The organism is Blastococcus aurantiacus (genome assembly GCF_900102425.1).
GTDB lineage: Bacteria > Actinomycetota > Actinomycetes > Mycobacteriales > Geodermatophilaceae > Blastococcus > Blastococcus aurantiacus.
In genome coordinates this window covers 139,137-161,396 of the sequence record NZ_FNBT01000003.1, presented here as the reverse complement: position 1 = coordinate 161,396, position 22,260 = coordinate 139,137, and the positions used below count along the sequence as shown (strand labels likewise).

Here is a 22,260-nt window from a genome sequence, read left to right as displayed (position 1 = left end):
CCATGGCGCAGACCCCGGAGTTCGTGACCCTGCAGGTGGAGGACGGGGTGGGCACCATCCGCCTCGACCGCCCGAAGATGAACGCCATCGACGAGCAGCTGCACCTCGAGGTGCGCGCCGCGGCGACGGAGGCGGGGGAGCGGTCCGACGTGCGCGCCGTCGTCGTCTACGGCGGCGAGCGGGTGTTCGCCGCCGGCGCCGACATCAAGGCCATGTCGCAGCTGGACGGCGCCGGCATGCGTGAGTGGGGCCGCGAGCTGCAGGACTCTTTCCGGACGGTCGCCCGCATCCCGAAGCCGGTCATCGCCGCGATCACCGGCTACGCGCTGGGCGGCGGCTACGAGCTCGCGCTGTGCGCCGACTTCCGGGTGCTCGGCAGCCGGGCGAAGATCGGCCAGCCCGAGATCCAGCTCGGCGTCATCCCCGGGGCCGGCGGCACGCAGCGCCTGGCTCGGCTCGTCGGCCCGGCCAAGGCCAAGGACCTCGTGTTCACCGGCCGGCACGTGGGCGCCGAGGAGGCACTCGAGATCGGCCTGGCCGACGCCGTCGTCCCCGACGCCGAGGTGTACGAGACCGCCCTGGCCATGGCGCGCAAGTTCGCCGCCGGGCCGCCGCTGGCGCTGGCCGCGGCCAAGCGGGCGATCGACGAGGGCCTGGAGCTGCCGCTGGACGAGGCGCTGACCCTCGAGACCCGCCTGTTCGCGGAGCTCTTCGACACCGAGGACCAGAAGACCGGCATGCGCTCGTTCCTGGAGAGCGGACCGGGCAAGGCGGAGTTCACCGGCCGCTGAGCGCACCGATCCGACGCCGACCGGACGCCGGATCGTCACGTTCCAGTACCGCGCACAGGCCACCGAGGTAGGTCAGAATGCGCGAGGCCGTCCGGCCGGGTCCAGGGGGATCCGGGCGCGGGACGGCCCCACACCAGGAGGACACGTGCGACGAACCACCCTGCGGACCGCGGTCGCGGTCGTGACGGCGGGACTCACCCTGACCGCCTGCGGCTCCGACGACGGCGGCTCCGGCGGCGGCAGCGGCTCGGACTGGGCGGAGGCCACGTCCGTCGAGGACGGCGGCGGGATGGACGCCCTCATCGAGGCCGCCAAGGCCGAGGGCGAGCTCAACGTCATCGCACTCCCGCCGGACTGGGCCAACTACGGCGAGATCATCGAGACGTTCAGCGACAAGTACGACATCGAGGTCAACAGCGCCAGCCCCGACGGCTCCAGCCAGGACGAGCTCAACGCCGTCACCAGCCAGCGCGGGCAGGACCGGGCGCCCGACGTCCTCGACCTCGGGCTCTCCTTCGCCCGCCAGGCGAAGGCCCAGGACCTGACCGCCCCGTACAAGGTGGAGACCTGGGACGAGATCCCCGAGGGCCAGAAGGACCCCGACGGCCACTGGTTCAACGACTACGGCGGCTACCTGTCGATCGGCTGCAACGCCACCATCGTCGTGGAGTGCCCGACGACGCTCGCCGACCTGGCCGACCCCCGCTACGCCGGCCAGGTCGCCCTCAACGGCAACCCGACGCAGGCGCAGGCCGCCTTCGCCGGAGTGTGGGCCGCCGCGCTGAGCAACGGCGGCAGCCTGGACGACATCGGGCCGGGGATCGACTTCTTCGTCGACCTCAAGGAGAGCGGCAACTTCAACCCGGTCGAGTCGACGCCGGCCACGGTCCTGGCCGGTGAGACGCCCATCTCCCTGGACTGGGACTACGTGAACGCAGCCCAGACCGAGAAGATGCAGGCCGCCGGCTCGACCTGGGAGGTGAACGTCCCCAGTGACGGCCTCATGGGCGGCTACTACAGCCAGGCCATCAGCAAGTTCGCGCCGCACCCCGCCGCCGCCCGGCTCTGGCAGGAGTTCCTCTACAGCGACGAGGGTCAGAACCTCTGGCTGGAGGGTGGCGCGCGCCCGGTGCGGCTCCCCGCGATGGAGGAGGCGGGCACCGCCGACGAGGCGGCGCTCAGCGCGCTCCCCGAGGTGGAGGGCGAGGCCGAGTTCCCGACCGAGGAGCAGGAAGCCGCCGCCAAGGAGGTCGTCACGACCCGCTGGAACGAGGAGATGTCGGGCTGAGTACCGCATCAGCGGACGCGTCCGCGCCGGCCCCCCGTCGCGGGGACCGGCGCGGACGCGTGCTGACGGCGCTGGGCACGGTGCCGTTCTTCCTCTACGTCGCGGTGTTCCTGCTGCTCCCCATCGCGGTGCTCGCGGTCGAGGCGTTCCGCGCCACGGACCCGGTCACCTACGAGGAGACCTGGTCCACCGACTCCATCACCGCCATCACCGAGGGCGTCTACCGCCGTGCCTACCTGGGCAGCCTGCAGCTCTCGCTGATCACCGCGGTGCTCAGTGCCGTCCTCGGCCTGGCGCTGGCCGTGGCGATCCTGCGCGCCCGCCGCGGCCGGTTGCTGCGCCGGCTCGTCCTCACCGCTTCCGGGGTGCTGGCCAACTTCGGCGGCATCCCGCTGGCCTTCGCCTTCATCGCGACGATCGGCACGCAGGGCGTGGTCACCGCGCTCCTCCAGGACACCTTGGGCATCGGGCTGGGCGGCTTCTCGCTCTACTCCATGACCGGTCTGGCGCTGGTCTACCTCTACTTCCTGGTCCCGCTGATGGTGCTCACGATCATCCCGGCGCTGGAGGCCCTGAGACCGCAGTGGCGGGAGGCGGCCGACAACCTCGGTGCCACCGGCTGGCAGTACTGGCGGTACGTCGGCGGACCGGTGCTCCTGCCCCCGGTGCTCGGAGCCACGATGCTGCTGTTCGCCTCGGCGTTCGCCGCCTACGCCACCGCGAAGGCGCTGGTCGGCAGCAGCGTCCCGCTGGTCACCCTGCAGATCGCCGATGCGCTGTCGAGCAACGTCGTCGTCGGCGCGGAGAACCTGGGCAAGGCGCTGGCGCTCGGCATGGTCGTCGTCGTGGGCCTGGTGATGGCCTTCTACGCCTGGGTCCAGCGGCGCACCCAGCGGTGGCTGGCATGACGGCGCTGGCCGAGAGCGTCGCCGGCGCCGGGGGAGTGGCGCCGGAGACCCCGGTGCGGCCCGGAGGGCGCCGCGGAGGTGCCTGGCGGTTCGGCGTCCTCGGCCTGCTGGGGCTGTACTTCCTCGTCCCGATCGCCGCGTCGGTGTGGTTCACCGTGCGCAACAGGGGGACCGGCGAGTTCACGGCCGAGCACTACACCGGCATCCCCGGTGCCGAGGGGTTCGCCGAGTCGTTCACCCGCTCGCTGGTCCTGGCCGCGCTGACGGTGCTCATCGCCCTGGCGCTCATGCTGCCGACCGTCGTGCTGGTGAACCTGCGGCTGCCCCGCCTGCGGACGACGGTGGAGCTGCTCACCCTCATGCCGCTGGTGGTGCCGCCGATCGCCCTGGTCGTCGGCGTGCGCAGTGTGCTCGCCTGGGCGCCGGACTACTTCCTGGACACCCCGCTGGCGGAGGTGTTCTTCGCGATCCAGGAGCCGGAACTGCCCTGGATCCTGGTGTTCGTCTACGTCGTCCTGGCCTTGCCGTTCGTCTACCGCGCGCTGGACTCCGGCGTCCGCGGGGCGGACCTGCGCACGCTGACCGAGGCCGCCCGCAACCTGGGGGCCTCCTGGCCCCGGGTGCTGCTCTGGGTGGTGCTGCCGGTGCTGCGCACCTCGGTGCTCAACGCCGCCTTCCTCACCTTCGCGCTCGTCCTGGGCGAGTTCACGTTCGCCAACATCCTCGGCTTCGAGACCTTCCCCACCTGGATCCTGCGGGTGTCCGGGTCCGAGCCGCAGCTGTCGGTGGCCGTCTCGGTGCTCTCCCTCGTCGTCACCTGGATGCTGCTGCTGCTCATCTCCGCGCTGGACCGCCGGCGCGGCACGAAGGAGAACTCATGACCGCCGCCTCGCTGCGGACCCCCGCCGCGGACCAGGGCGACCGTCCCGGTGCGCCGATCCGCCTGGAGGCGCTGACCCGCCGCTACGGATCGGTGCTCGCCCTGGACGGGCTGGACCTGGACATCACCGGTGGCGAGTTCCTCGCCCTGCTCGGCCCCTCGGGCTGCGGCAAGACGACGGCGCTGCGGGCCATCGCCGGCTTCGAACAGCCCGACGCCGGGCGGGTGCTGGTCGACGGCCGCGACGTCACCGGTGTCCCGGCCAGCAAGCGGGACATGGGCATGGTCTTCCAGGCCTACAGCCTCTTCCCGAACCTGACCGTCGCGGAGAACGTGGCCTTCGGCCTGCGCGTGCGCCGCCGGGACCGCTCGGAGCAGCGCGGCCGCGCCGCCGAGCTGCTCGAGCTGGTCGGCCTGGCCGACCGGGGCGACCGCTACCCCCACCAGCTCTCCGGCGGTCAGCAGCAGCGGGTGGCGCTGGCCCGCGCGCTGGCGGTGGCCCCGAAGGTGCTGCTGCTCGACGAGCCGCTGTCGGCCCTCGACGCCCAGGTCCGCGTGCAGCTGCGCGAGGAGATCCGCCGCATCCAGCTGGAGCTGGGCACCACCACCGTCTTCGTCACCCACGACCAGGCCGAGGCGCTGTCCGTGGCCGACCGGGTCGGTGTCATGCGCGCCGGCCGGCTGGAGCAGGTGGCCAGCCCCGACGAGCTCTACGAGCGCCCGGCGACGGCCTTCGTGGCCGAGTTCGTGGGCACGATGAACCGGCTGCCGGCGACGCTGTCGGACGGCGTGGTCGAGGTGCTCGGCACCCGCCGCCCGCTCGCCGGTGCCGCGCCGACCGGCCCGGTCGAGGCGCTGATCAGGCCCGAGGGCCTCGTGGTCTCCGCGGGTGGCCCGGGGCGCGTGGTGACCCGCACCTTCTCCGGTGCGAGCACCCGCCTGCTGGTCGCGCTCCCCGGCGGCCTCGAGATGCGCGTCGATCTCGCCAGCGCCGACAGCCAGCACCTCACCCCGGGGACGGCTGTCTCGGTCGTCCCGGCCGAGCGGCCCGTGCTCGTCGTGCCCGCGGAGCCGGTGACGCCGCCGGCCGGGGAGTAGCGTCGGGAGCGTCCTGGTCCTCCCTCGCGCACCGGCCGTCTGCACCCGCTGCCGGGACCAGGAGCACACCGTGGGCCGGTCGTCCGGCCCGATCAGGTAACCCATGTCTCCCGCACCGTCCCCCGTACTGCCCGTCCGGGACGCACCCGCCGACGTCTGCGGCAGGTGCCCGCACCCGCTCAGCGCCCACGACACCATCTCGCTGCGGTTCTGCCGGGCGACCGGAGCAGGCGACCTCGCGCGCGGATGCGCCTGCCCCACGTCCTGACGGCGGGCGATGCGTGATCATGCGGGGGTGACCACATCCCCGGATCCCGCCGCCGTCGACCGGTCCGACCCCGCCGGCCGTGCCTGGGTGGACCGGGCGGTGGCCCTGGTCGAGGCCGACGCCCGGCGCAGCGCCGACACCCACCTGCTGGTCTACCCGCTACCGCCGGAGTGGGGGATCGACCTCTACCTCAAGGACGAGTCGACCCACCCGACCGGCAGCCTCAAGCACCGCCTGGCCCGGTCGCTGTTCCTCTACGGGCTGTGCTCGGGGCAGATCACCGAGGGCAGCACCGTCGTCGAGGCCTCCAGCGGGTCGACGGCGGTGAGCGAGGCCTACTTCGCCCGCATGCTGGGCCTGCCGTTCGTGGCCGTCATGCCCCGCTCGACGAGCCCGGAGAAGGTCGCGCTCATCGAGTTCCACGGCGGCCGCTGCCACTTCGTGGAGAGGCCGCCGGAGATGTACGAGGAGGCCCGCCGCCTGGCCGCGGAGTGCGGTGGCCACTACCTCGACCAGTTCAGCTTCGCCGAGCGGGCCACCGACTGGCGGGGCAACAACAACATCGCGGAGTCGATCTTCGACCAGCTCGCCGCCGAGCGGCACCCGGTCCCGGAGTGGGTGGTCGTGGGCGCCGGTACGGGCGGGACGAGCGCGACCATCGGCCGGTACCTGCGCTACCGCCGGCACCCCACCCGGCTGGCCGTCGTCGACCCGGAGAACTCCGCCTTCTTCCCCGGCTACGCCACCGGTGACCTCGGGACGACGACCGGGCTGCCCTCCCGGATCGAGGGGATCGGGCGCCCGCGGGTGGAGCCCTCGTTCGTCCCCACCATCGTCGACCGGATGCTCCAGGTGCCCGACGCCGCCTCGCTGGCCGCCATGCGTCACCTCGCCGAGGCCACCGGGCGCCGGGCGGGCGGGTCCACCGGCACCAACCTGTGGGGTGCGTTCACGCTCGTGTCCGAGATGCTGGCCGCGGGCCGCACCGGCAGCGTCGTGACCCTGCTGTGCGACGGCGGCGAGCGCTACGCCCACACCTACTACTCGGACGAGTGGGTCACGGCGCAGGGCCTCGATCTCGCGCCGCACGCCGCCACGCTGCGGCGATTCGCCGCGAGCGGGGAGTGGCTCCCCGCAGGGTGACGTGGCTCACCGGGCCCTCGGTTCGCACCGCCTTTACGTGGCAGTAACCTCCAAGGTCGGAGCTGGCGGGCTATCTGCCCGCGCCCCATGACCCCGTCGCGGAGGTAGGTCTGGCGTGAACATCGTCGTTCTGGTCAAGCAGGTCCCGGATTCCGGTAGCGAGCGCAAGATGGACCCGGCGGACAACACCGTCGCCCGCGCCGCCGCCGACAACGTCGTCAACGAGATCGACGAGTACGCCATCGAAGAGGCGCTCGTGGTCAAGGAGGCACAGGGCGGCGAGGTCACCGTGCTGACCGTCGGCCCCGACAGCGCCACCGACGCCATCCGCAAGGCGCTCTCCATGGGCGCCGACAAGGCCGTGCACGTCTCCGACGAGGCCATCAAGGGCTCCGACGCCGTCCAGATCAGCGCCGTCCTGGCCGCTGCCCTGGGTCAGCTGGAGTTCGACCTGGTCATCTGCGGCGCCGAGGCGACCGACAGCCAGATGAGCGTCATGCCGGCGCTGCTCGCCGAGCGCCTGGGCCTCCCGCAGCTGTCGGGCGCCCGCAAGCTCACCGTCGACGGCGGCGTCGCCAAGATCGAGCGGCAGACCGACGGCGGCTACTGGGCCGTCGAGGCGCCGCTGCCCGCGATCGTCTCCACCTGGGACACGATCAACGAGCCGCGCTACCCCTCGTTCAAGGGGATCATGGCCGCCAAGAAGAAGCCGGTCGAGACCAAGACGCTGGCCGACCTCGGTCTCGACGCCTCGACCGTCGGGCTGGCCAACGCCACCACCCAGGTCGTCGACTTCGCCGGCCGCCCGCCCAAGGGCGAGGGCGTGAAGGTCACCGACGAGGGCGATGGCGCCCAGAAGTTCGTGGACTTCCTCGCCGGCCAGAAGATCGTCTGAGCCCGGCCCGGATCGAAGGAAGAGGAGAAGCTACTCATGGCAGAGGTCCTGGTCCTGGCCGAGCTCAACCCGGCCGGCGGAGGTGTCCGCAAGACGACCCTCGAGGCGCTCACCGCGGCTCGCGCGCTCGGTGAGCCGTCGGCCGTCGTCATCGCCGCCCCCGGCACCGCCGCGGGCATCAAGGACGCGCTGGCCGAGTACGGCGCGGCCACCGTCTACGTCGCCGAGGCCCCGGAGGTCGACGAGTTCCTCGTCGCCCCCAAGGCAGAGGTGCTCGCCCAGCTGGTGCAGGAGAAGTCGCCCACCGCGGTCGTCATCCCCTCCTCGCCCGAGGGCAAGGAGATCGCCGCCCGTCTGGCGATCAAGATCGGCAGCGGCTTCCTGACCGACGTCACGGAGATCGCCGCCGACGGCACCGCGACCCAGGTCGCGTTCGCCGGTTCGGTCATCGTGCACTCGAAGGTCACCGCCGGCACGCCCATCTACACGCTGCGCGGCAACTCGGTCACCCCCGAGCCGGCCGCCGGTGCGGGCGCCGAGCAGGCCGTGTCCGTCTCGGTCTCCGACGCCGCCAAGGGCGCCAAGGTGACCGACCGGGTCGTCGAGCAGAAGAGCAGCCGCCCCGAGCTCACCGAGGCCTCGATCGTGGTCTCCGGTGGTCGCGGTGTCGCCAGCGCCGAGAACTTCTCGATCATCGAGGGCCTGGCCGACTCGCTCGGTGCCGCCGTCGGCGCCTCGCGCGCCGCGGTCGACTCCGGCTTCTACCCGCACACCTTCCAGGTCGGGCAGACCGGCAAGACCGTCTCGCCGAACCTCTACGTCGCCGTCGGCATCTCCGGTGCCATCCAGCACCGCGCCGGCATGCAGACCTCGAAGACCATCGTGGCCATCAACAAGGACCCCGAGGCCCCGATCTTCGAGCTCGCCGACTTCGGTGTCATCGGTGACCTCAACACGGTCGTCCCCGCTGCCACCGAGCAGATCAACGCCCGCAAGTAAGCCGCACGTCCGCCTCGAGCGCCGGTCCCCACACGGGGGCCGGCGCTCGATGCTTTCCCGGTAACGGGAAGTACGGACGGCGGCGCGTGGTTGGGCCGTTCGTGGAGAGGGCCGTCGCACCGAGCATCTGGGACGCCGGCCACCGGCGGACCACGATCGGCCTGCTGACCCTCGTCACGCTCGTGGCCTTCGAGGCGATGGCCGTGGGGACGGCGATGCCCAGTGCTGTCGCCGAGCTCGACGGCGTCGCCTGGTACGCGTGGCCCTTCAGCGCCTTCCTCATCACCTCCGTCGTCGGCATGGTCGTCGGGGGAGAGGTGGGCGACCGGCGCTCGCCCCGGCCGGGCGTGCTCGCCGGGGTGCTCGTGTTCGCCACCGGCCTGCTGATCGCCGGCGTCGCCCAGCACATGGCCGTGCTGGTCCTCGGCCGGGCGGTGCAAGGCCTGGGCGCCGGCGTCGTCATCGTGCTGCTCTACGTCATCGCCGGGCAGGCGTACTCCTCGGAGCTTCGGCCCCGCCTCTTCGGCGCCTTCGCGGCCGGCTGGGTGCTGCCCGCACTGATCGGTCCGCTCGCCGCCGGCCTGGTCACCACCCACCTCGGGTGGCGCGGCGTCTTCCTGTGCCTGCTGCCCCTCGTCGCCGCCGGCCTGGCCCTCCTCCTCGGCGCCGGGCGCGACGAGCCCGTGGAGCGGGAGCCCGCGGCGGAAGCCCGGCGCAGCAACGCTCCATGGGCCCTGCTCGCGGGCGCCGGCATCGCCGCCCTGCAGTACGCCGCCCAGCGGCTCGACGCGGCCGCGGTCCTCCTCGCCCTGGGGGGCGTCCTGGCGCTGGCCGCCGGGCTCCGTCGGCTGCTGCCGCGCGGCACCGTGCGCGCCCGCCCCGGCATCCCGGCCGTGATCGCGAGCCGAGGCCTGCTGGCCGGTGCCTTCTTCGGCATGGACGCCCTGCTGCCCTTCATCCTCACCGAGCAGCACGGGTGGAGCGCGACCACCGCCGGCCTCCCGCTGACCGCTGGAGCGGTCGGCTGGGTGGTCGCCGCGCAGCTGCAGGGCCGGCGGGCCGACGTCCCCCGCCAGCGCGTGCTGCGCGCCGGGTTCCTCCTGCTCGCGCTGGGCCTGGTGGCGACCGCGACGAGTGCGGTCCCGGCGCTCGGCGGGTGGCCGGCCTACCTGACCTGGTTCATCGCGGGCGTGGGCATGGGCCTCGGCATGCCGAGCGTCGGCGTGCTGCTGCTCGACCAGTCGCCGGAGGCCGAGCGGGGCGCGAACTCCGCGGCCTTCCAGATCTCAGACGTGACGGCGTCGGCCCTGTGCGTCGGCCTGTCCGGCGTGCTGGTCGCCGGGGCCGCGGACGGCGGCGGCGCGCTGCTGCCGGCTGTGCTCGCCGCGGTGGCCGTGCTGACGGTCCCCGCGCTCCTCGGTGCCCGGGTGGCCGGGCGCACCGTCCCGCCGGGCCAGGAGGCCTCGGCGGCCGCGACTACCCTGGCGGCGACATGACGTACCTGGACCACGCGGCGACGACCCCGATGCTGCCCGAGGTGCTGGCGGCGATGACCGAGCAGCTGGGCCGGGTGGGCAACGCCTCGTCGCTGCACGCCAGCGGGCGGGCCGCCCGCCGTGCGGCCGAGCAGTCCCGCGAGCGGCTGGCCGACGCTCTGGGGGCGCGCCCGTCGGAGGTGCTGTTCACCGGCGGCGGCACCGAGAGCGACAACCTGGCCGTCAAGGGCCTGTTCTGGGCCCGGCGCGGAGCCGACACCCAGCGCCGTCGCCTGGTGGTGAGCCCGGCCGAGCACCACGCGGTCCTGGACAGCGTCGAGTGGCTGGTCAAGCACGACGGCGCCGAGGTCACCTGGCTGCCGGTCGAGCCGAGCGGGCGGATCCTCCCCGAGGCCCTGGCCGAGGCGCTCGGCGACGGCCGGGACGTCGCGGTGGCCAGCGTCATGTGGGCCAACAACGAGATCGGCACCGTCAGCGACATCGCCGCCCTGGCCGCCACGGCGCACGCCGTCGGCGTCCCGCTGCACACCGACGCCGTGCAGGCCGTCGGTCAGGTGCCGGTGGACTTCGCCGCCAGCGGCGTCGACGCCCTCACGATGACCGGGCACAAGCTCGGCGGGCCGATGGGCGCGGGCGCCCTGCTGCTGCGCCGCGACGCCGAGTGCACCCCGCTGCTGCACGGGGGCGGGCAGGAGCGCGACGTGCGCTCGGGCACCCTCGACGTCGCCGCCATCGTCGGCCTCGCCGTCGCGACGGGCACCACCGTGAGCCGCCGGGAGCAGCGCGCCGAGCAGGTGGGAGCCCTGCGCGACCGCCTGGTCCAGGGCGTGACCGCCGAGGTCCCCGACGCCCGGCTCAACGGCGCCCCGCTCGACGACGAGCTGGCCGGCGGGCCCGGCCGGCTGCCGGGCAACGCGCACCTGTCCTTCCCCGGCGCCGAGGGCGATGCGCTGCTCATGCTGCTCGACGCCCGCGGGATCGAGTGCTCGACGGGGTCGGCGTGCAGTGCCGGCGTCGCCCGCCCCAGCCACGTGCTGCTCGCGGTGGGTGCCGACGGCGAGCGCGCCCGCAGCTCGCTGCGCTTCAGCCTCGGGCACACCTCGACCGACGCCGACGTCGACGCCGTCCTGGACGTGATCGGGCCGGTCGTCGAGCGCGCGCGTCGAGCGGGGCTCGGCCGACGATGAGGGTGCTCGCCGCCATGAGCGGTGGGGTGGACTCGGCCGTGGCCGCAGCGCTCGCCGTGGACGCCGGGCACGACGTCACCGGCGTGCACCTGGCGCTGTCCCAGAACCGCCAGACGCTGCGCAGCGGTTCGCGTGGCTGCTGCAGCGTCGAGGACTCCCACGACGCGCGCCGGGTTGCCGACGAGCTGGGCATCCCGTTCTACGTCTGGGACCTGGCCGACCGGTTCACCGAGGACGTCGTCGACGACTTCGTGGCCGAGTACGCGGCCGGGCGCACCCCGAACCCGTGCCTGCGCTGCAACGAGAAGATCAAGTTCTCGGCGGTGCTGGACCGCGCGCTGTCGCTGGGCTTCGACGCCGTCGTCACCGGGCACCACGCGCGGCTGGCCGGTGGCGAGCTCCGCCGGTCGGTCGACTCCGCGAAGGACCAGTCCTACGTGCTGGGTGTGCTCACGCCGGAGCAGCTCGCGGCCGCGTGGTTCCCGCTCGGCGGCACGACCAAGGACAGGGTGCGCGAGATCGCGGCCGAGCGCGGGTTCGCCGTGGCCACCAAGCCGGACTCGCACGACATCTGCTTCATCCCCGACGGCGACACCCGCGGCTTCCTGGCGCGACGGCTCGGCAGCCTCCCCGGGCCGGTCGTGGACGCGACCACGGGCGCCACTGTCGGAGAGCACGACGGCACCTACGGCTTCACGGTGGGCCAGCGGAAGGGGCTGGGCGTGAGCGCCGGCGACTCGCGGCCCCGCTACGTGCTGGGCATCGAGCCGGTCAGCCGCACCGTGACGATCGGGACGGCCGACCTCGCCGTCGTCGACGAGGTGCGCACCGGCGTCCCGACCTGGACCGGTGCGGCGCCCGCGCTGCCGGCCCGCTTCGAGGTGCAGCTGCGCGCGCACGGCACGCCCGTCGCCTGCGAGGTGAGCGCCGCTGACGGCGGGCTGCGCATCGCCCTCGCCGAGGCCCAGCGCGGCGTCGCCCCGGGGCAGTCCGCCGTCCTCTACGAGCCGGACGCCGTGCGCGGCGACCGGGTCGTCGGCCAGGCGGCCGTGGCGGACGCCCGATGACGTCGCCCTGGGGGCCCGCCACCGGGGTCGGCTCGCTGCCGGGCACGGATCCGGCCGAGGCGGTGCGGCTGGTCCTCGGCGAGCTGCCGCGGATGCCGCACCTGCCGGAGCTGCCGGGTCGCGGTGCCGGCGCCGACATGGTCGGTCGATCGGCGGCGCTGCTCGTCGACCTCGCCGTGGACATCACGCCGGCCGGCTGGCGGCTGGTGCCGCGCGGTGGCATCGACCAGCAGCGGGCCGAGGAGTTCCTCGCCCGCGACCTGGACGCGCTGCACGACGAGGCCGAGGGCTACGTCGGACCGCTGAAGCTTCAGGCTGCCGGGCCCTGGACGCTGGCCGCGTCGCTCGAGCGCACCCGGGGTGAGCGCGCCGTCGTCGACCCGGGGGCGCGTCGTGACCTCGCCCAGTCGCTCACCGAGGGGCTGGCCGGGCACGTCGCCGCGGTCGCCGCGCGGGTGCCCGGGGCGCAGCTCGTCGTGCAGCTCGACGAGCCGAGCGTGCCGGCGGTCCTGCAGGGCGGGCTGCCCACGGCCACCGGGTTCGGCCGCCTGTCCGCCGTCCCCGCCGAGGACGTGGAGCGGGAGCTGCGGGCGGTGATCGAGGCGCTCCCGGTGCCGGTGGTCGTGCACTGCTGCGCCCCGCGGATGCCGCTGACGCTGTTCCGGTCCGCCGGCGCCGCCGGGCTGTCGTTCGACCTGTCGCTGGTGCAGGACCTCGACGCCGTGGGGGAGGCCGTCGACGCCGGCGTCCACCTGCTGGTGGGTGTGGTCCGGGGCACCGACGCGCGCCTGCCGGACGCGAAGGCGACCGCCTCGCGGGTGCAGGGCTGGTGGCGCGAGCTGGGCTTCTCCGCCGAGCAGCTGCCCGACGTCGTGACGCTCACGCCGTCCTGCGGTCTGGCCGGTGCCACGCCCGGCTACGCGCGGACCGCGATGACCCACCTGCGCGAGGCCGCGAAGCACCTCCAGCCGGAGTGAGCCCCGACCGGGTGAGGCCCGGTTCGACGTCGTACCCGCCGGATACCGTTCCCCTGTGAGCACCGATCCCGTTGCGCTGGAGGAGCCGGTCGTCGAGGCCGCGGTCGACCGCGAGGACGTCACCGAGGTCCCCGACGAGGCGCGCACGCGCCACCGGGACCTCTCGGAGGAGCTGGACCGCTACGCCTTCGCGTACTACGTGCGCGACGAGCCGCTGGTCAGCGACGGGCAGTACGACGAGCTCATGGGCGAGCTCAAGGCACTCGAGGTCGCCCACCCGGCGCTGGTCACACCGGACTCCCCGAGCCAGAAGGTCAACGGCGGGTTCACCGCGACGTTCTCCCCGGTCCAGCACCTGGAGCGGATGCAGAGCCTGGACAACGCGTTCAGCAGCGACGAGCTGTCGGCCTGGGCGGCGCGCGTGGAGCGCGACGGGGCCGCCGGTGCGAGCTACCTGTGCGAGCTGAAGGTCGACGGCGTCGCGGTGGCGATCGTCTACGAGAACGGCCGGCTGGTCCGGGCCGCGACCCGGGGCGACGGGACGACGGGGGAGGACGTCACCGCGAACGTCCGCACCATGGCCAACGTCCCGCAGCAGCTGACCGGTGCGGACGTCCCGGAGTTGCTGGAGGTCCGTGGCGAGATCTACTTCCCGGTGGCCGGCTTCGCCGACGTGAACGCCGGTCTGGTGGAGGCGGGCAAGGCGCCCTTCGCGAACCCGCGCAACGCCGCCGCCGGCTCGCTGCGGCAGAAGGACCCGAAGGTCACCGCCTCCCGGCCGCTGCGGCTGGTCGTGCACGGGGTCGGAGCCCACCGCGGCTTCGACGCGGACCGCCAGTCGGCCGCCTACGAGCGGTTGCGCGGGCTGGGACTGCCGGTGAGCGACCGGTCGGAGGTGGTCGACGACCTCGAGGCGGTCTGGGCCTACATCGAGCGGACCAAGGAGCAGCGACACTCGGTCGAGCACGAGATCGACGGGGTGGTGGTCAAGGTCGACCAGTACTCCCTGCAGCGCCGGCTCGGCTCGACGTCGCGCGCCCCGCGGTGGGCGATCGCCTTCAAGTACCCGCCGGAGGAGGCGACGACCCAGCTCCTGGACATCAGGGTCAACGTCGGTCGCACCGGCCGGGTGACGCCGTTCGCCTACATGGAGCCGGTGAAGGTCGCCGGCTCGACGGTGCAGCTGGCCACCCTGCACAACGCGTCCGAGGTGGTCCGCAAGGGCGTGCTGATCGGCGACACCGTCGTCATCCGCAAGGCCGGCGACGTCATCCCCGAGGTGCTCGGCCCGGTGGTCGCCGCACGGGACGGCTCCGAGCGCGCGTTCGAGATGCCGACGCACTGCCCCGAGTGCGGGACCGAGCTGCGGCCGGAGAAGGAGGGCGACGCCGACATCCGGTGCCCGAACGCCCGGTCGTGCCCCGCCCAGCTGCGGGAGCGGGTGTTCCACGTCGCTGGGCGGGGGGCCTTCGACATCGAGAACCTGGGCTACGAGGCCGCGATCGCGCTGCTGCAGAGCGAGCTGCTGACCGACGAGGGCGACATCTTCTTCCTCGACGCCGAGCAGCTGCAGCGGTCGGCGTTCTTCACCAAGAAGGACGGCACGCTCAGCGCCAACGGGGCGAAGCTGCTCACCAACCTGCAGAGCCGCAAGGACGTGCCGCTGTGGCGGGTGCTGGTGGCGCTGTCGATCCGGCACGTCGGCCCGACCGCGGCGCAGGCGCTGGCGCGCGACTTCCGTTCGCTGGACCGGATCATGGAGGCCTCGGAGGAGGAGCTCGCCGCGGCCGACGGCGTCGGGCCCACGATCGCGAAGTCCGTGCGCGACTGGTTCGAGGTCGACTGGCACCGCGACCTGGTGGAGAAGTGGCGCCAGGCCGGCGTGCGCATGGTCGAGGAGGGCAGTGACGCCGGTCCCGGCCCGCTGACCGGGATCACCGTCGTGGTCACGGGCTCGCTGCGCGACTACAGCCGCGACCAGGCAATCGCGGCGATCCAGGAGCGCGGTGGCAAGGTGACCGGCTCGGTGTCGAAGAAGACCGGCTTCGTCGTGGTGGGTGCCGACCCGGGCAGCAAGTACGACAAGGCGGTGCAGGTGAAGGCACCGATCCTGGACGACGACGGCCTCCGGGTGCTGCTCGAGGACGGCCCGGACGTCGCCCGCGAGGTCGCGACGATCGGTGACGGGAGCGAACCGCCGGCGGAGTGAGACGGGTGGTCGCGGGTAGGGGCGGGGTCCACCCCCCCGGAAGGACCCCCGCGTGTCCCTGCCCGACGCCCTGCTCGACCTGCTCCGCCGTCCCAGTCCCTGCTTCCTCTCGACCCTCATGCCGGACGGCTCGCCGCAGATGACGCAGACCTGGGTGGACACCGACGGACGCGACGTCCTGATCAACACCGTCCGGGGGCACCAGAAGGTCCGCAACGTCGAGCGCGACCCGCGGGTGGCCCTCAACGTGGCCGACCCCGACGACCCGAGCCGCTACTTCGAGGTCCGCGGCCGCGTCACCGAGGTCACCGAGGACGGCGCCCGTGAGCACATCGACGAGCTGTCCCAGCGCTACATCGGCGCCCCGTACCCATGGTTCGGCGGCCGGGACCAGGTGCGCCTGCTGGTGCGGATCTCCCCGGAGAAGGTGACGGCCCCGCGCGGCTGAGCACCGCGAACGATCTGGCCGACGACCGGTCCTGGATCAGTACGGGGGCGGCGTGGTGGTCGCCACCAGGCCGGTCGGGGTGGTGATCGTGAGCGTGCCGTCCTCGGCCAGCTGGTGCCGCCAGCCGGGTGCCTGGTGCTTGCCGCGGTGGTGCCCGGTGCAGTAGCCGACGAGGTTGCCGGCGCTGGTCGGCCCCTCCGGCCACGGCCGGTCGTGGTCGAGCTCGCCGCTCAGCGGCACCGGCCGACGGCAGCCGGGGAAGCGGCAGCGCCGGTCACGGGCGCGGAGGTGCCGGTCGAGCGCAGCACCGGGTCGGTAGCCGTCGCCGGGGCCGGGCGGACCGAGGCCGGGCGGACCGACGCTGTGACGGCCGCTCAGACCGTGGTCGCAGCTACCCGGGTCTCGACGGCACCGGCGCCGCCCGCACGCCGCTTGCCGGCGCAGTCCGTCGGCGTCGGTGAGGCAGAGCAGCGCGCCGGTGAGCTCGTCGACGACCGCGATGCGGGGCCGATCCAGGAGCCCGCCGCCCGCCGTCGCGTCGAGGAGGTCCGCGAGCGCCGCGCGCTGCCCATCGGTCAGCAGGCCCAGGGCCTCGACGGTGCCCGTCGCCGCCGTCATCCGGCCGGCCGGGCTCTGCTCCCACGCGTCTTCGTCGTCCGCATCGGCGCGCACGGCGTCCGCCACCGCTCGGCCGGCGCGACTGCTCGCACGCTGGAGCTCGAGCAGCAGTGCGCTCGCCTCGTCCACCGCCCGATCGGCTCGCGCCCACGCCCCGGTGGCAACGGTGGTGTCGGTGGTCGAGTCGTCGTCCGCCGCTCCGTCCTCCGGTGGCGGGGGTGCGTCGTCCGGGACGGCGGCTCGCATGGCCCACCATCGCTCGAGCTCCTGGAGCGACGGGTCCTCCTCGCCGCCCCACACGCCTCGGAGCGCCCGCGCCTCGACCTCGGCCCACCACCGCTCGTCGGCGGCACAAACTGCGTCGGTCCAGGAGTCGACCGGGAGCTCGTCCGGACGGGGTTCCAGCCCGGCGGCCGCCGATGCGACCGGCTCCGAGGGCGGGTGGGGCAGCAGGCCGAGAGCGCGGGCGAGCGCCCGCACCAGCTCTGCGGGTACGGGCTCGCCGCCGATCTCACCCGGCTCGTCGCCGCCGGCCAGGGTGCGCACGCCGGCGACCACGGTGAGCCGCGCCTGCACCGGCGGGCCGGTCTGCTCGCCCGGGCGCAGCACGAGGTCCAGCAGGCAGTCGGCCATCCGCTGGCCCCGGGTCCGCGTGTCCTCCGGGCCGTCGATCACGTCGGCGTACTGCCCCAGCACGTCCAGCAGGGCGTGCGCCTCCGGCACGGTCAGCAGCGAGTCGAACACCGCCATGCCCTCGCGGCGGTCGGCCCGGACGGTGATGCCCCGCTCGCGCACGGCCGCCGCCAGCCGCTGCGCCGCGGCCCGGGCGTCGTGGCGCAGCACCGACCGACGCACCTTCGCACCCAGCTGGGCCGGGGTCGTGACCTGACGGGCGGCCGTCCAGTCGATGACCTCGGCCTCCACCCTGGTGCGGATCGTCGCGTCGGTGATCGGCGCGACCCGCTCCAGCAGTGACCACAGGTGTCCGACGTGGATCAGTCCGGACTCCAGGGCGGCCAGCGTGCGGGGCAGCCGGTGCACCAGCGTCAGCGAGCGCTCCAGCAGGTTCTGGGCCGCGGTGGAGGTGATCGACAGCGCCACCACCAGCTCCTGCGCCGCCCACTCGCTGACGTCGGCCAGCACGCTCGGCCGGGCGGCCCGGCGTTCCGCGCTCATCGCGCCGGGAGTGCCGGCGGGGCGGTCGGCGCAGGCGGGCCTGGTCGCGGCGAACTCGGCCACCGCCCGGGCACGCAGCGCCGTCTGGCGGCCGATCTCCCGGTCCGCCGCCTGGACCGCTCCGAGCGGGCCCGTCGCCCACCCGACCGCCGGCGCAGCCGGAGGCGCCTCGATCGAAGGAGCGGCATCGGTCATGGATCGATCGTATGTTCGACCACCGACAGTTTCGGTGCCCCGACGAGTGCCGACGCCGGATCCCGCGGGGCGTGGAGGGCCGGGTCAGGCCGGGGGCAGGTGGGTGACGGTCGACGCGATGCCGATCAGGTGCACCAGCCGCAGCAGCTCCGAGCGGCGGAACGCCGGGCCGCCCGAGCGGCCCATGACCACCACGCAGGCGTCACCGCCGTAGGGGGCCGCCATCATCTCGATGGCCATCTCCCGCCAGCGCTCGGGCAGCCAGTCCTCGTCGCTGGGCAGCAGTCGCGGACCGCCCAGCGGTATCCACGGCAGCTCCACGCCGTCGAACGACGGAGCCGCCTCGGACGCCGACCGCACCGACCAGCCCCCGGCGCCGCAGTCGAGCACCACCGCCCACCCGCTGTGGAACACCCGGGGCAGTTCCGCGGTCAGCAGGTCGACCGCCACCGCGGGATCGGGGGGGTTGCCGCCGGCGTGCGCCAGCGCGTCGAGCAGCTCCAGCTCGCGGTGGGTGTCGAGCGGACCGGCGTAGGGCCGCAGGGATTCCACGCGCACGTCGGGGACGCTCTGCGCCACGGTGATCAGACTGTCGGGCAGCCGGTCGGCGGGCAGGTCGACCACGACGTCGTCGACAGCGACACCGGTGCCGCGCTCGAGCACGTCCAACGACACGATGTCGATGCCGGCGGTGCCGAGTGCGGTGGCGACCGCGCCCAGGATGCCGGGACGGTCGGGCATGACCAGGCGCAGGAGATAGGACACGGTTCCTCCGAGAATCGCTTCCGGCCCCCTGCAGGGTCCCGGTGCGAGCGTGCGAGCGTGCGAGCGTGCGAGCAGCGGGGGGCAGGGGGTCCTTCATCGATCTCCGTTGATCGCAGCGGGGGCAGCCTCTCACGGTGACGACCTGCGCAGACCCCCCACGTACAGTGGGAAGGTCCGGTCCCGGCCCCAGACCACGGTGGCCGCGCCGGCCGTTCCCCCCTCGAAGTGGAGTTCCGTCCCGCATGAGCACGCCGTCCCGCAAGGACCGACTGACCCGTGACGAGGTGGCCCATCTGGCGCACCTGTCGCGGCTGGCCGTGACCGATGAGGAGCTCGACCTCTTCGCCGGCCAGCTGGGCGCGGTGCTGGACGCCGTCGCGCAGGTGGGCAAGGCCGACGTCGCCGACGTGCCGCCGACGACGCATGCGGTGCCGATGACCAACGTCTTCCGCGAGGACGTCGCCCGGCCCAGCCTGCCGCGCGACGTCGTCCTGGCCGGTGCGCCGGCCGCCGAGGACGGCCGGATCCGCGTGCCGCGCATCCTGGGGGAGGAAGCATGAGCGAGCTGACCACCACCGACGCCGCCGAGCTCGGCCGGCTGCTCACCGCCGGCGAGGTGAGCGCCGTCGACGTCACCCAGGCCTACCTGGACCGCATCGAGGCCGAGGACGGCGCGATCGGCGCCTACCTGCACGTCGACGCCGAGGCCGCCCTGCGCTCCGCCGAGCAGGTGGATGCCGCCCGCGCCGACGGCGGTGCGCTCGGCCCGCTGGCCGGCATCCCGCTGGCGCTCAAGGACGTCGTCGTGACCGAGGGCGTGCCCACGACGAGCGGCTCGAAGATCCTCGAGGGCTGGCGGCCGCCGTACGACGCGACGCTGGCCGCCCGGCTGAAGACCGCCGGCACCGTGCTCCTCGGCAAGACGAACATGGACGAGTTCGCCATGGGCTCGTCGACGGAGAACTCGGCCTACCAGGTCACCCGCAACCCCTGGGACCACGACCGCATCCCGGGCGGGTCCTCCGGCGGCTCCTCGGCCGCGGTCGCCGGCGCGCTGGCCCCGTGGGCGATCGGCACCGACACCGGTGGCTCGATCCGCCAGCCCGCCGCCGTCACCGGCCTGGTCGGGCACAAGCCCACCTACGGCTCGGTGTCCCGGTACGGCCTCATCGCCTTCTCCTCGAGCCTCGACCAGGCCGGCCCCATGGCGCGCACGGTCCTGGACGCCGCGCTGCTGCACGAGGCGATCGCCGGCCACGACCCGCTGGACTCCACGAGCATCGCCGCACCCGTGCCCGTGCTCGCCGAGTCGGCCCGCCGCGGTGCCGAGGGCGACCTGGCCGGCCTGCGGGTCGGCGTCGTCACCGAGCTGGGCGGCGACGGGCACACCGACGGCTACGAGGCCGGCGTGCTCGCCCGCTTCACCGAGACGGTCGCGCTGCTGGAGAGCCTGGGCGCGGAGGTGCGCCCGGTGTCCTGCCCGGCCTTCGACCTCGCGCTGCCGGCCTACTACCTCATCGCCCCGAGCGAGGCGTCGTCCAACCTCGCCCGCTTCGACGGCGTCCGCTACGGCCTGCGCGTCGGCGACGACGGCAACCGGGACCTCGACGAGGTCATGGCGCTCACCCGCGAGCAGGGCTTCGGCCCCGAGGTCAAGCGCCGCATCATCCTCGGCACGTACGCGCTCTCCAGCGGCTACTACGACGCCTACTACGGGCAGGCGCAGAAGGTCCGCACGCTGATCACGCGCGACTTCACCACTGCGTTCGACGGTGACGACGGCCATGGCGTCGACGTACTGGTCAGCCCGACCAGCCCGACCGTCGCCTGGCCGGTGGGCGCCCGCGTCGACGACCCGATCGCCATGTACGCCGCCGACCTGTGCACGCTGCCGGCAAGCCTCGCCGGCGTCCCTGCCATCTCGGTGCCGTGCGGCCTGTCCGACGGGCTGCCCGTCGGCTTCCAGGTGATGGCGCCGGCCCTGGCCGACGACCGCTGCTACAAGGTCGCCGCCGCCCTCGAGGCCGCGCAGGACGCCGCGCGCGGCTCCCGGTTCCTCGACCAGCTGCCCGTGCGGAGCGCGGCATGACCGGCGCCCTCAAGGCCGCCTGGGGCCTCACCACGTTCGTCATCGTTGCCGGCATCGTCGGGTGGATCGTCACCGGCCGTCCCGTCTTCGCCGTCTTCCTCGTCCTGGGCGTGCTGACCGCCGCCGGCGCCGTGCTCACCGGCCGCGCCGAGCGCGACGCCGCCCGGGGCACCGCCCCGAAGGAGGGCCCCACCCCGTGAGCACCACCGACCGTCTCGTCGACTTCGACGAGGTCCTCACCCGCTACGAGCCGGTGATGGGTCTGGAGACCCACGTCGAGCTGGGCACCGCGTCCAAGATGTTCTGCGGCTGCTCCACCACGTTCGGCGCCGAGCCCAACACCCAGACCTGCCCGACCTGCCTGGGGCTGCCCGGCTCGCTGCCGGTGGCCAACGCCGCCGCCATCGAGTCGACCATCCGCATCGGCCTGGCCCTGGGTTGCCGCATCGCCACCTGGGCGCGGTTCTCCCGGAAGAACTACTTCTACCCGGACATCCCCAAGGGATTCCAGACCACGCAGTACGACGAGCCGCTCTGCACCGCCGGGCACCTGGACGTCGAGGTCGACGGCGAGACCTACCGCGTGGAGATCGAGCGGGTGCACCTCGAGGAGGACACCGGCAAGAACCTGCACGTCGGTGGCTCCACCGGCCGCATCCACGGCGCCGACCACTCGCTCATCGACTACAACCGGGCCGGCATCCCGCTGGTCGAGATCGTCACCCGCCCCATCCCGGGCGCCGGCGCCAAGGCGCCCGAGGTCGCCAAGGCCTACGTCACCGAGCTGCGCGAGATCCTGGTGGCCCTCGGCGTCTCCGAGGTGCGCATGGAGCAGGGCAACCTGCGCTGCGACGTCAACACCTCCCTGGCGCCGATCGGCAGCCTCGAGTGGGGCACCCGCACCGAGACGAAGAACGTGAACTCGCTGCGCTCGGTGGAGCGGGCGGTGCGCTTCGAGATGCGCCGCCAGGCCGCCCTGCTCGACGAGGGTGTGGCGATCCGGCAGGAGACCCGGCACTTCCACGAGGACACCGGCTCGACCTCGCCCGGCCGCAGCAAGGAGGAGGCGACCGACTACCGGTACTTCCCCGAGCCCGACCTGGTGCCGGTCGCGCCCGACGAGGAGTGGGTCGCCTCGCTCCTCGCCGCCCTGCCGGAGCTGCCCGCCGCCCGCCGCACCCGCCTCTCCGACGAGTGGGGCATCTCGCCGACGGAGATGGCGTGGCTGGTCAACGCCGGCGCCGTCGAGCTGGTCAGCGAGACCGTGGCCGCCGGGGCCTCGCCCGCCGACGCCCGCAAGTGGTGGCTGGGCGACCTCGCCCGCCGCGCCAACGACACCGGCACGGAGCTCGGCGAGTTGGCCGTCACCCCGAAGCAGGTCGCCGAGCTGATCGGGCTGATCTCCGCCGGCACCATCAACGACCAGCTGGCGCGCCAGGCGCTGGACGGCGTGCTGGCCGGCGAAGGCGACCCCGCGGCCGTCGTCGAGGCCCGCGGGCTGGCCGTGATGGGCGAGAGCGACGAGCTGGTCGGCGCCGTGGATGCCGCGATCGAGGGCAACCCCGACGTCGCCGACAAGGTGCGCGGCGGCAAGGTGCAGGCCATCGGCGCGCTGGTCGGTGCGGTCATGAAGACCACCCGTGGCAAGGCCGACGCCGCCACCGTCAAGCGCATGCTCGAGGAGCGGCTCGTCGGCTCATAGGTCGACCGGCACACCCACGGCCTGACCGCCGCCGACGCCGCGGTGCTCTGGCGATGGTGCG

At 73.8% G+C, this 22,260-nt stretch carries 21 protein-coding genes; 19 read left to right on the top strand and 2 right to left on the bottom strand.

All coding sequences use genetic code 11. The features are described 5' to 3' along the window. Positions 1-2: 2 nt before the first annotated feature. The 15 genes from BLS70_RS07405 (at position 3) to BLS70_RS07340 (ending at position 15,654) form a co-directional block, all read left to right on the top strand. Complete coding sequence (locus BLS70_RS07405) at positions 3-791, top strand: enoyl-CoA hydratase/isomerase family protein (protein ID WP_091765292.1); 789 nt, start codon at positions 3-5, stop codon at positions 789-791. 145 nt (positions 792-936) lie between these two features. Next, positions 937-2,079: an ABC transporter substrate-binding protein gene (locus tag BLS70_RS07400; RefSeq protein ID WP_091765289.1), complete on the top strand. Its 1,143-nt coding sequence runs from the start codon at positions 937-939 to the stop codon at positions 2,077-2,079. A gap of 59 nt (positions 2,080-2,138) precedes the next feature. Beyond that, positions 2,139-2,987 (top strand): ABC transporter permease, encoded by an 849-nt coding sequence (locus BLS70_RS07395; protein WP_176946327.1) that lies wholly within the window; start codon positions 2,139-2,141, stop codon positions 2,985-2,987. Beyond that, entirely contained in the window at positions 2,984-3,868 is an 885-nt protein-coding gene (locus BLS70_RS07390; protein WP_255362297.1) for an ABC transporter permease, read from the top strand. The genes BLS70_RS07395 and BLS70_RS07390 overlap by 4 nt, the downstream gene beginning before the upstream one ends. Then, positions 3,865-4,965, top strand: a complete 1,101-nt coding sequence (locus tag BLS70_RS07385) for an ABC transporter ATP-binding protein (protein WP_091765284.1) — start codon at positions 3,865-3,867, stop codon at positions 4,963-4,965. Before BLS70_RS07390 ends, BLS70_RS07385 begins: the two co-directional genes overlap by 4 nt. 103 nt (positions 4,966-5,068) lie before the next feature. Beyond that, positions 5,069-5,233: an RGCVC family protein gene (locus tag BLS70_RS21610; protein ID WP_218122318.1), complete on the top strand. Its 165-nt coding sequence runs from the start codon at positions 5,069-5,071 to the stop codon at positions 5,231-5,233. Positions 5,234-5,260: 27 nt separating this feature from the next. Then, positions 5,261-6,376: an L-cysteine desulfhydrase Cds1 gene (gene cds1, locus BLS70_RS07380; RefSeq protein ID WP_255362296.1), complete on the top strand. Its 1,116-nt coding sequence runs from the start codon at positions 5,261-5,263 to the stop codon at positions 6,374-6,376. A 115-nt stretch (positions 6,377-6,491) separates the two neighbouring features. Continuing rightward, positions 6,492-7,271, top strand: coding sequence for an electron transfer flavoprotein subunit beta/FixA family protein (locus BLS70_RS07375; protein ID WP_091765280.1), 780 nt, complete (start codon positions 6,492-6,494; stop codon positions 7,269-7,271). 36 nt (positions 7,272-7,307) lie between these two features. Continuing rightward, a complete protein-coding gene (locus BLS70_RS07370) occupies positions 7,308-8,270 on the top strand; it encodes an electron transfer flavoprotein subunit alpha/FixB family protein (protein ID WP_091765277.1) in 963 nt (320 codons plus the stop codon). Between the two features lie 101 nt (positions 8,271-8,371). Beyond that, positions 8,372-9,766: an MFS transporter gene (locus BLS70_RS07365; protein ID WP_255362295.1), complete on the top strand. Its 1,395-nt coding sequence runs from the start codon at positions 8,372-8,374 to the stop codon at positions 9,764-9,766. Further along, on the top strand, positions 9,763-10,953 hold the full coding sequence (locus BLS70_RS07360) for a cysteine desulfurase family protein (RefSeq protein WP_091765273.1): 1,191 nt from the start codon (positions 9,763-9,765) through the stop codon (positions 10,951-10,953). Before BLS70_RS07365 ends, BLS70_RS07360 begins: the two co-directional genes overlap by 4 nt. Further along, positions 10,950-12,020 (top strand): tRNA 2-thiouridine(34) synthase MnmA, encoded by a 1,071-nt coding sequence (gene mnmA, locus BLS70_RS07355; protein WP_091765270.1) that lies wholly within the window; start codon positions 10,950-10,952, stop codon positions 12,018-12,020. The genes BLS70_RS07360 and mnmA overlap by 4 nt, the downstream gene beginning before the upstream one ends. Next, entirely contained in the window at positions 12,017-12,997 is a 981-nt protein-coding gene (locus BLS70_RS07350) for a methionine synthase (protein WP_091765268.1), read from the top strand. The genes mnmA and BLS70_RS07350 overlap by 4 nt, the downstream gene beginning before the upstream one ends. 55 nt (positions 12,998-13,052) lie before the next feature. After that, positions 13,053-15,206 (top strand): NAD-dependent DNA ligase LigA, encoded by a 2,154-nt coding sequence (gene ligA, locus BLS70_RS07345; RefSeq protein ID WP_176946326.1) that lies wholly within the window; start codon positions 13,053-13,055, stop codon positions 15,204-15,206. 52 nt (positions 15,207-15,258) lie between these two features. Beyond that, entirely contained in the window at positions 15,259-15,654 is a 396-nt protein-coding gene (locus BLS70_RS07340) for a PPOX class F420-dependent oxidoreductase (protein WP_091765266.1), read from the top strand. A 36-nt stretch (positions 15,655-15,690) separates the two neighbouring features. On the opposite strand, the gene BLS70_RS07335 is transcribed toward BLS70_RS07340, so the two are convergent. Continuing rightward, positions 15,691-17,643, bottom strand: a complete 1,953-nt coding sequence (locus BLS70_RS07335) for an HNH endonuclease signature motif containing protein (protein WP_091765263.1) — start codon at positions 17,641-17,643, stop codon at positions 15,691-15,693. An 84-nt stretch (positions 17,644-17,727) separates the two neighbouring features. Beyond that, positions 17,728-18,408, bottom strand: a complete 681-nt coding sequence (locus BLS70_RS07330; RefSeq protein WP_091765261.1) for an ACT domain-containing protein — start codon at positions 18,406-18,408, stop codon at positions 17,728-17,730. Between the two features lie 242 nt (positions 18,409-18,650). Between BLS70_RS07330 and gatC the strand changes: the two genes are divergently transcribed. The 4 genes from gatC to gatB are packed head-to-tail and all read left to right on the top strand — an operon-like array spanning position 18,651 to position 22,199. Further along, entirely contained in the window at positions 18,651-18,968 is a 318-nt protein-coding gene (gene gatC / locus BLS70_RS07325; RefSeq protein WP_091765258.1) for an Asp-tRNA(Asn)/Glu-tRNA(Gln) amidotransferase subunit GatC, read from the top strand. After that, complete coding sequence (gene gatA, locus BLS70_RS07320; protein ID WP_091765256.1) at positions 18,965-20,497, top strand: Asp-tRNA(Asn)/Glu-tRNA(Gln) amidotransferase subunit GatA; 1,533 nt, start codon at positions 18,965-18,967, stop codon at positions 20,495-20,497. Before gatC ends, gatA begins: the two co-directional genes overlap by 4 nt. Further along, the gene (locus tag BLS70_RS07315) at positions 20,494-20,697 is read left to right on the top strand and encodes a hypothetical protein (RefSeq protein ID WP_091765254.1); all 204 of its coding nucleotides are present in this window, start codon (positions 20,494-20,496) and stop codon (positions 20,695-20,697) included. Before gatA ends, BLS70_RS07315 begins: the two co-directional genes overlap by 4 nt. After that, positions 20,694-22,199, top strand: a complete 1,506-nt coding sequence (gene gatB / locus BLS70_RS07310; protein ID WP_091765251.1) for an Asp-tRNA(Asn)/Glu-tRNA(Gln) amidotransferase subunit GatB — start codon at positions 20,694-20,696, stop codon at positions 22,197-22,199. Before BLS70_RS07315 ends, gatB begins: the two co-directional genes overlap by 4 nt. The last annotated feature ends 61 nt before the right edge of the window (positions 22,200-22,260 follow it).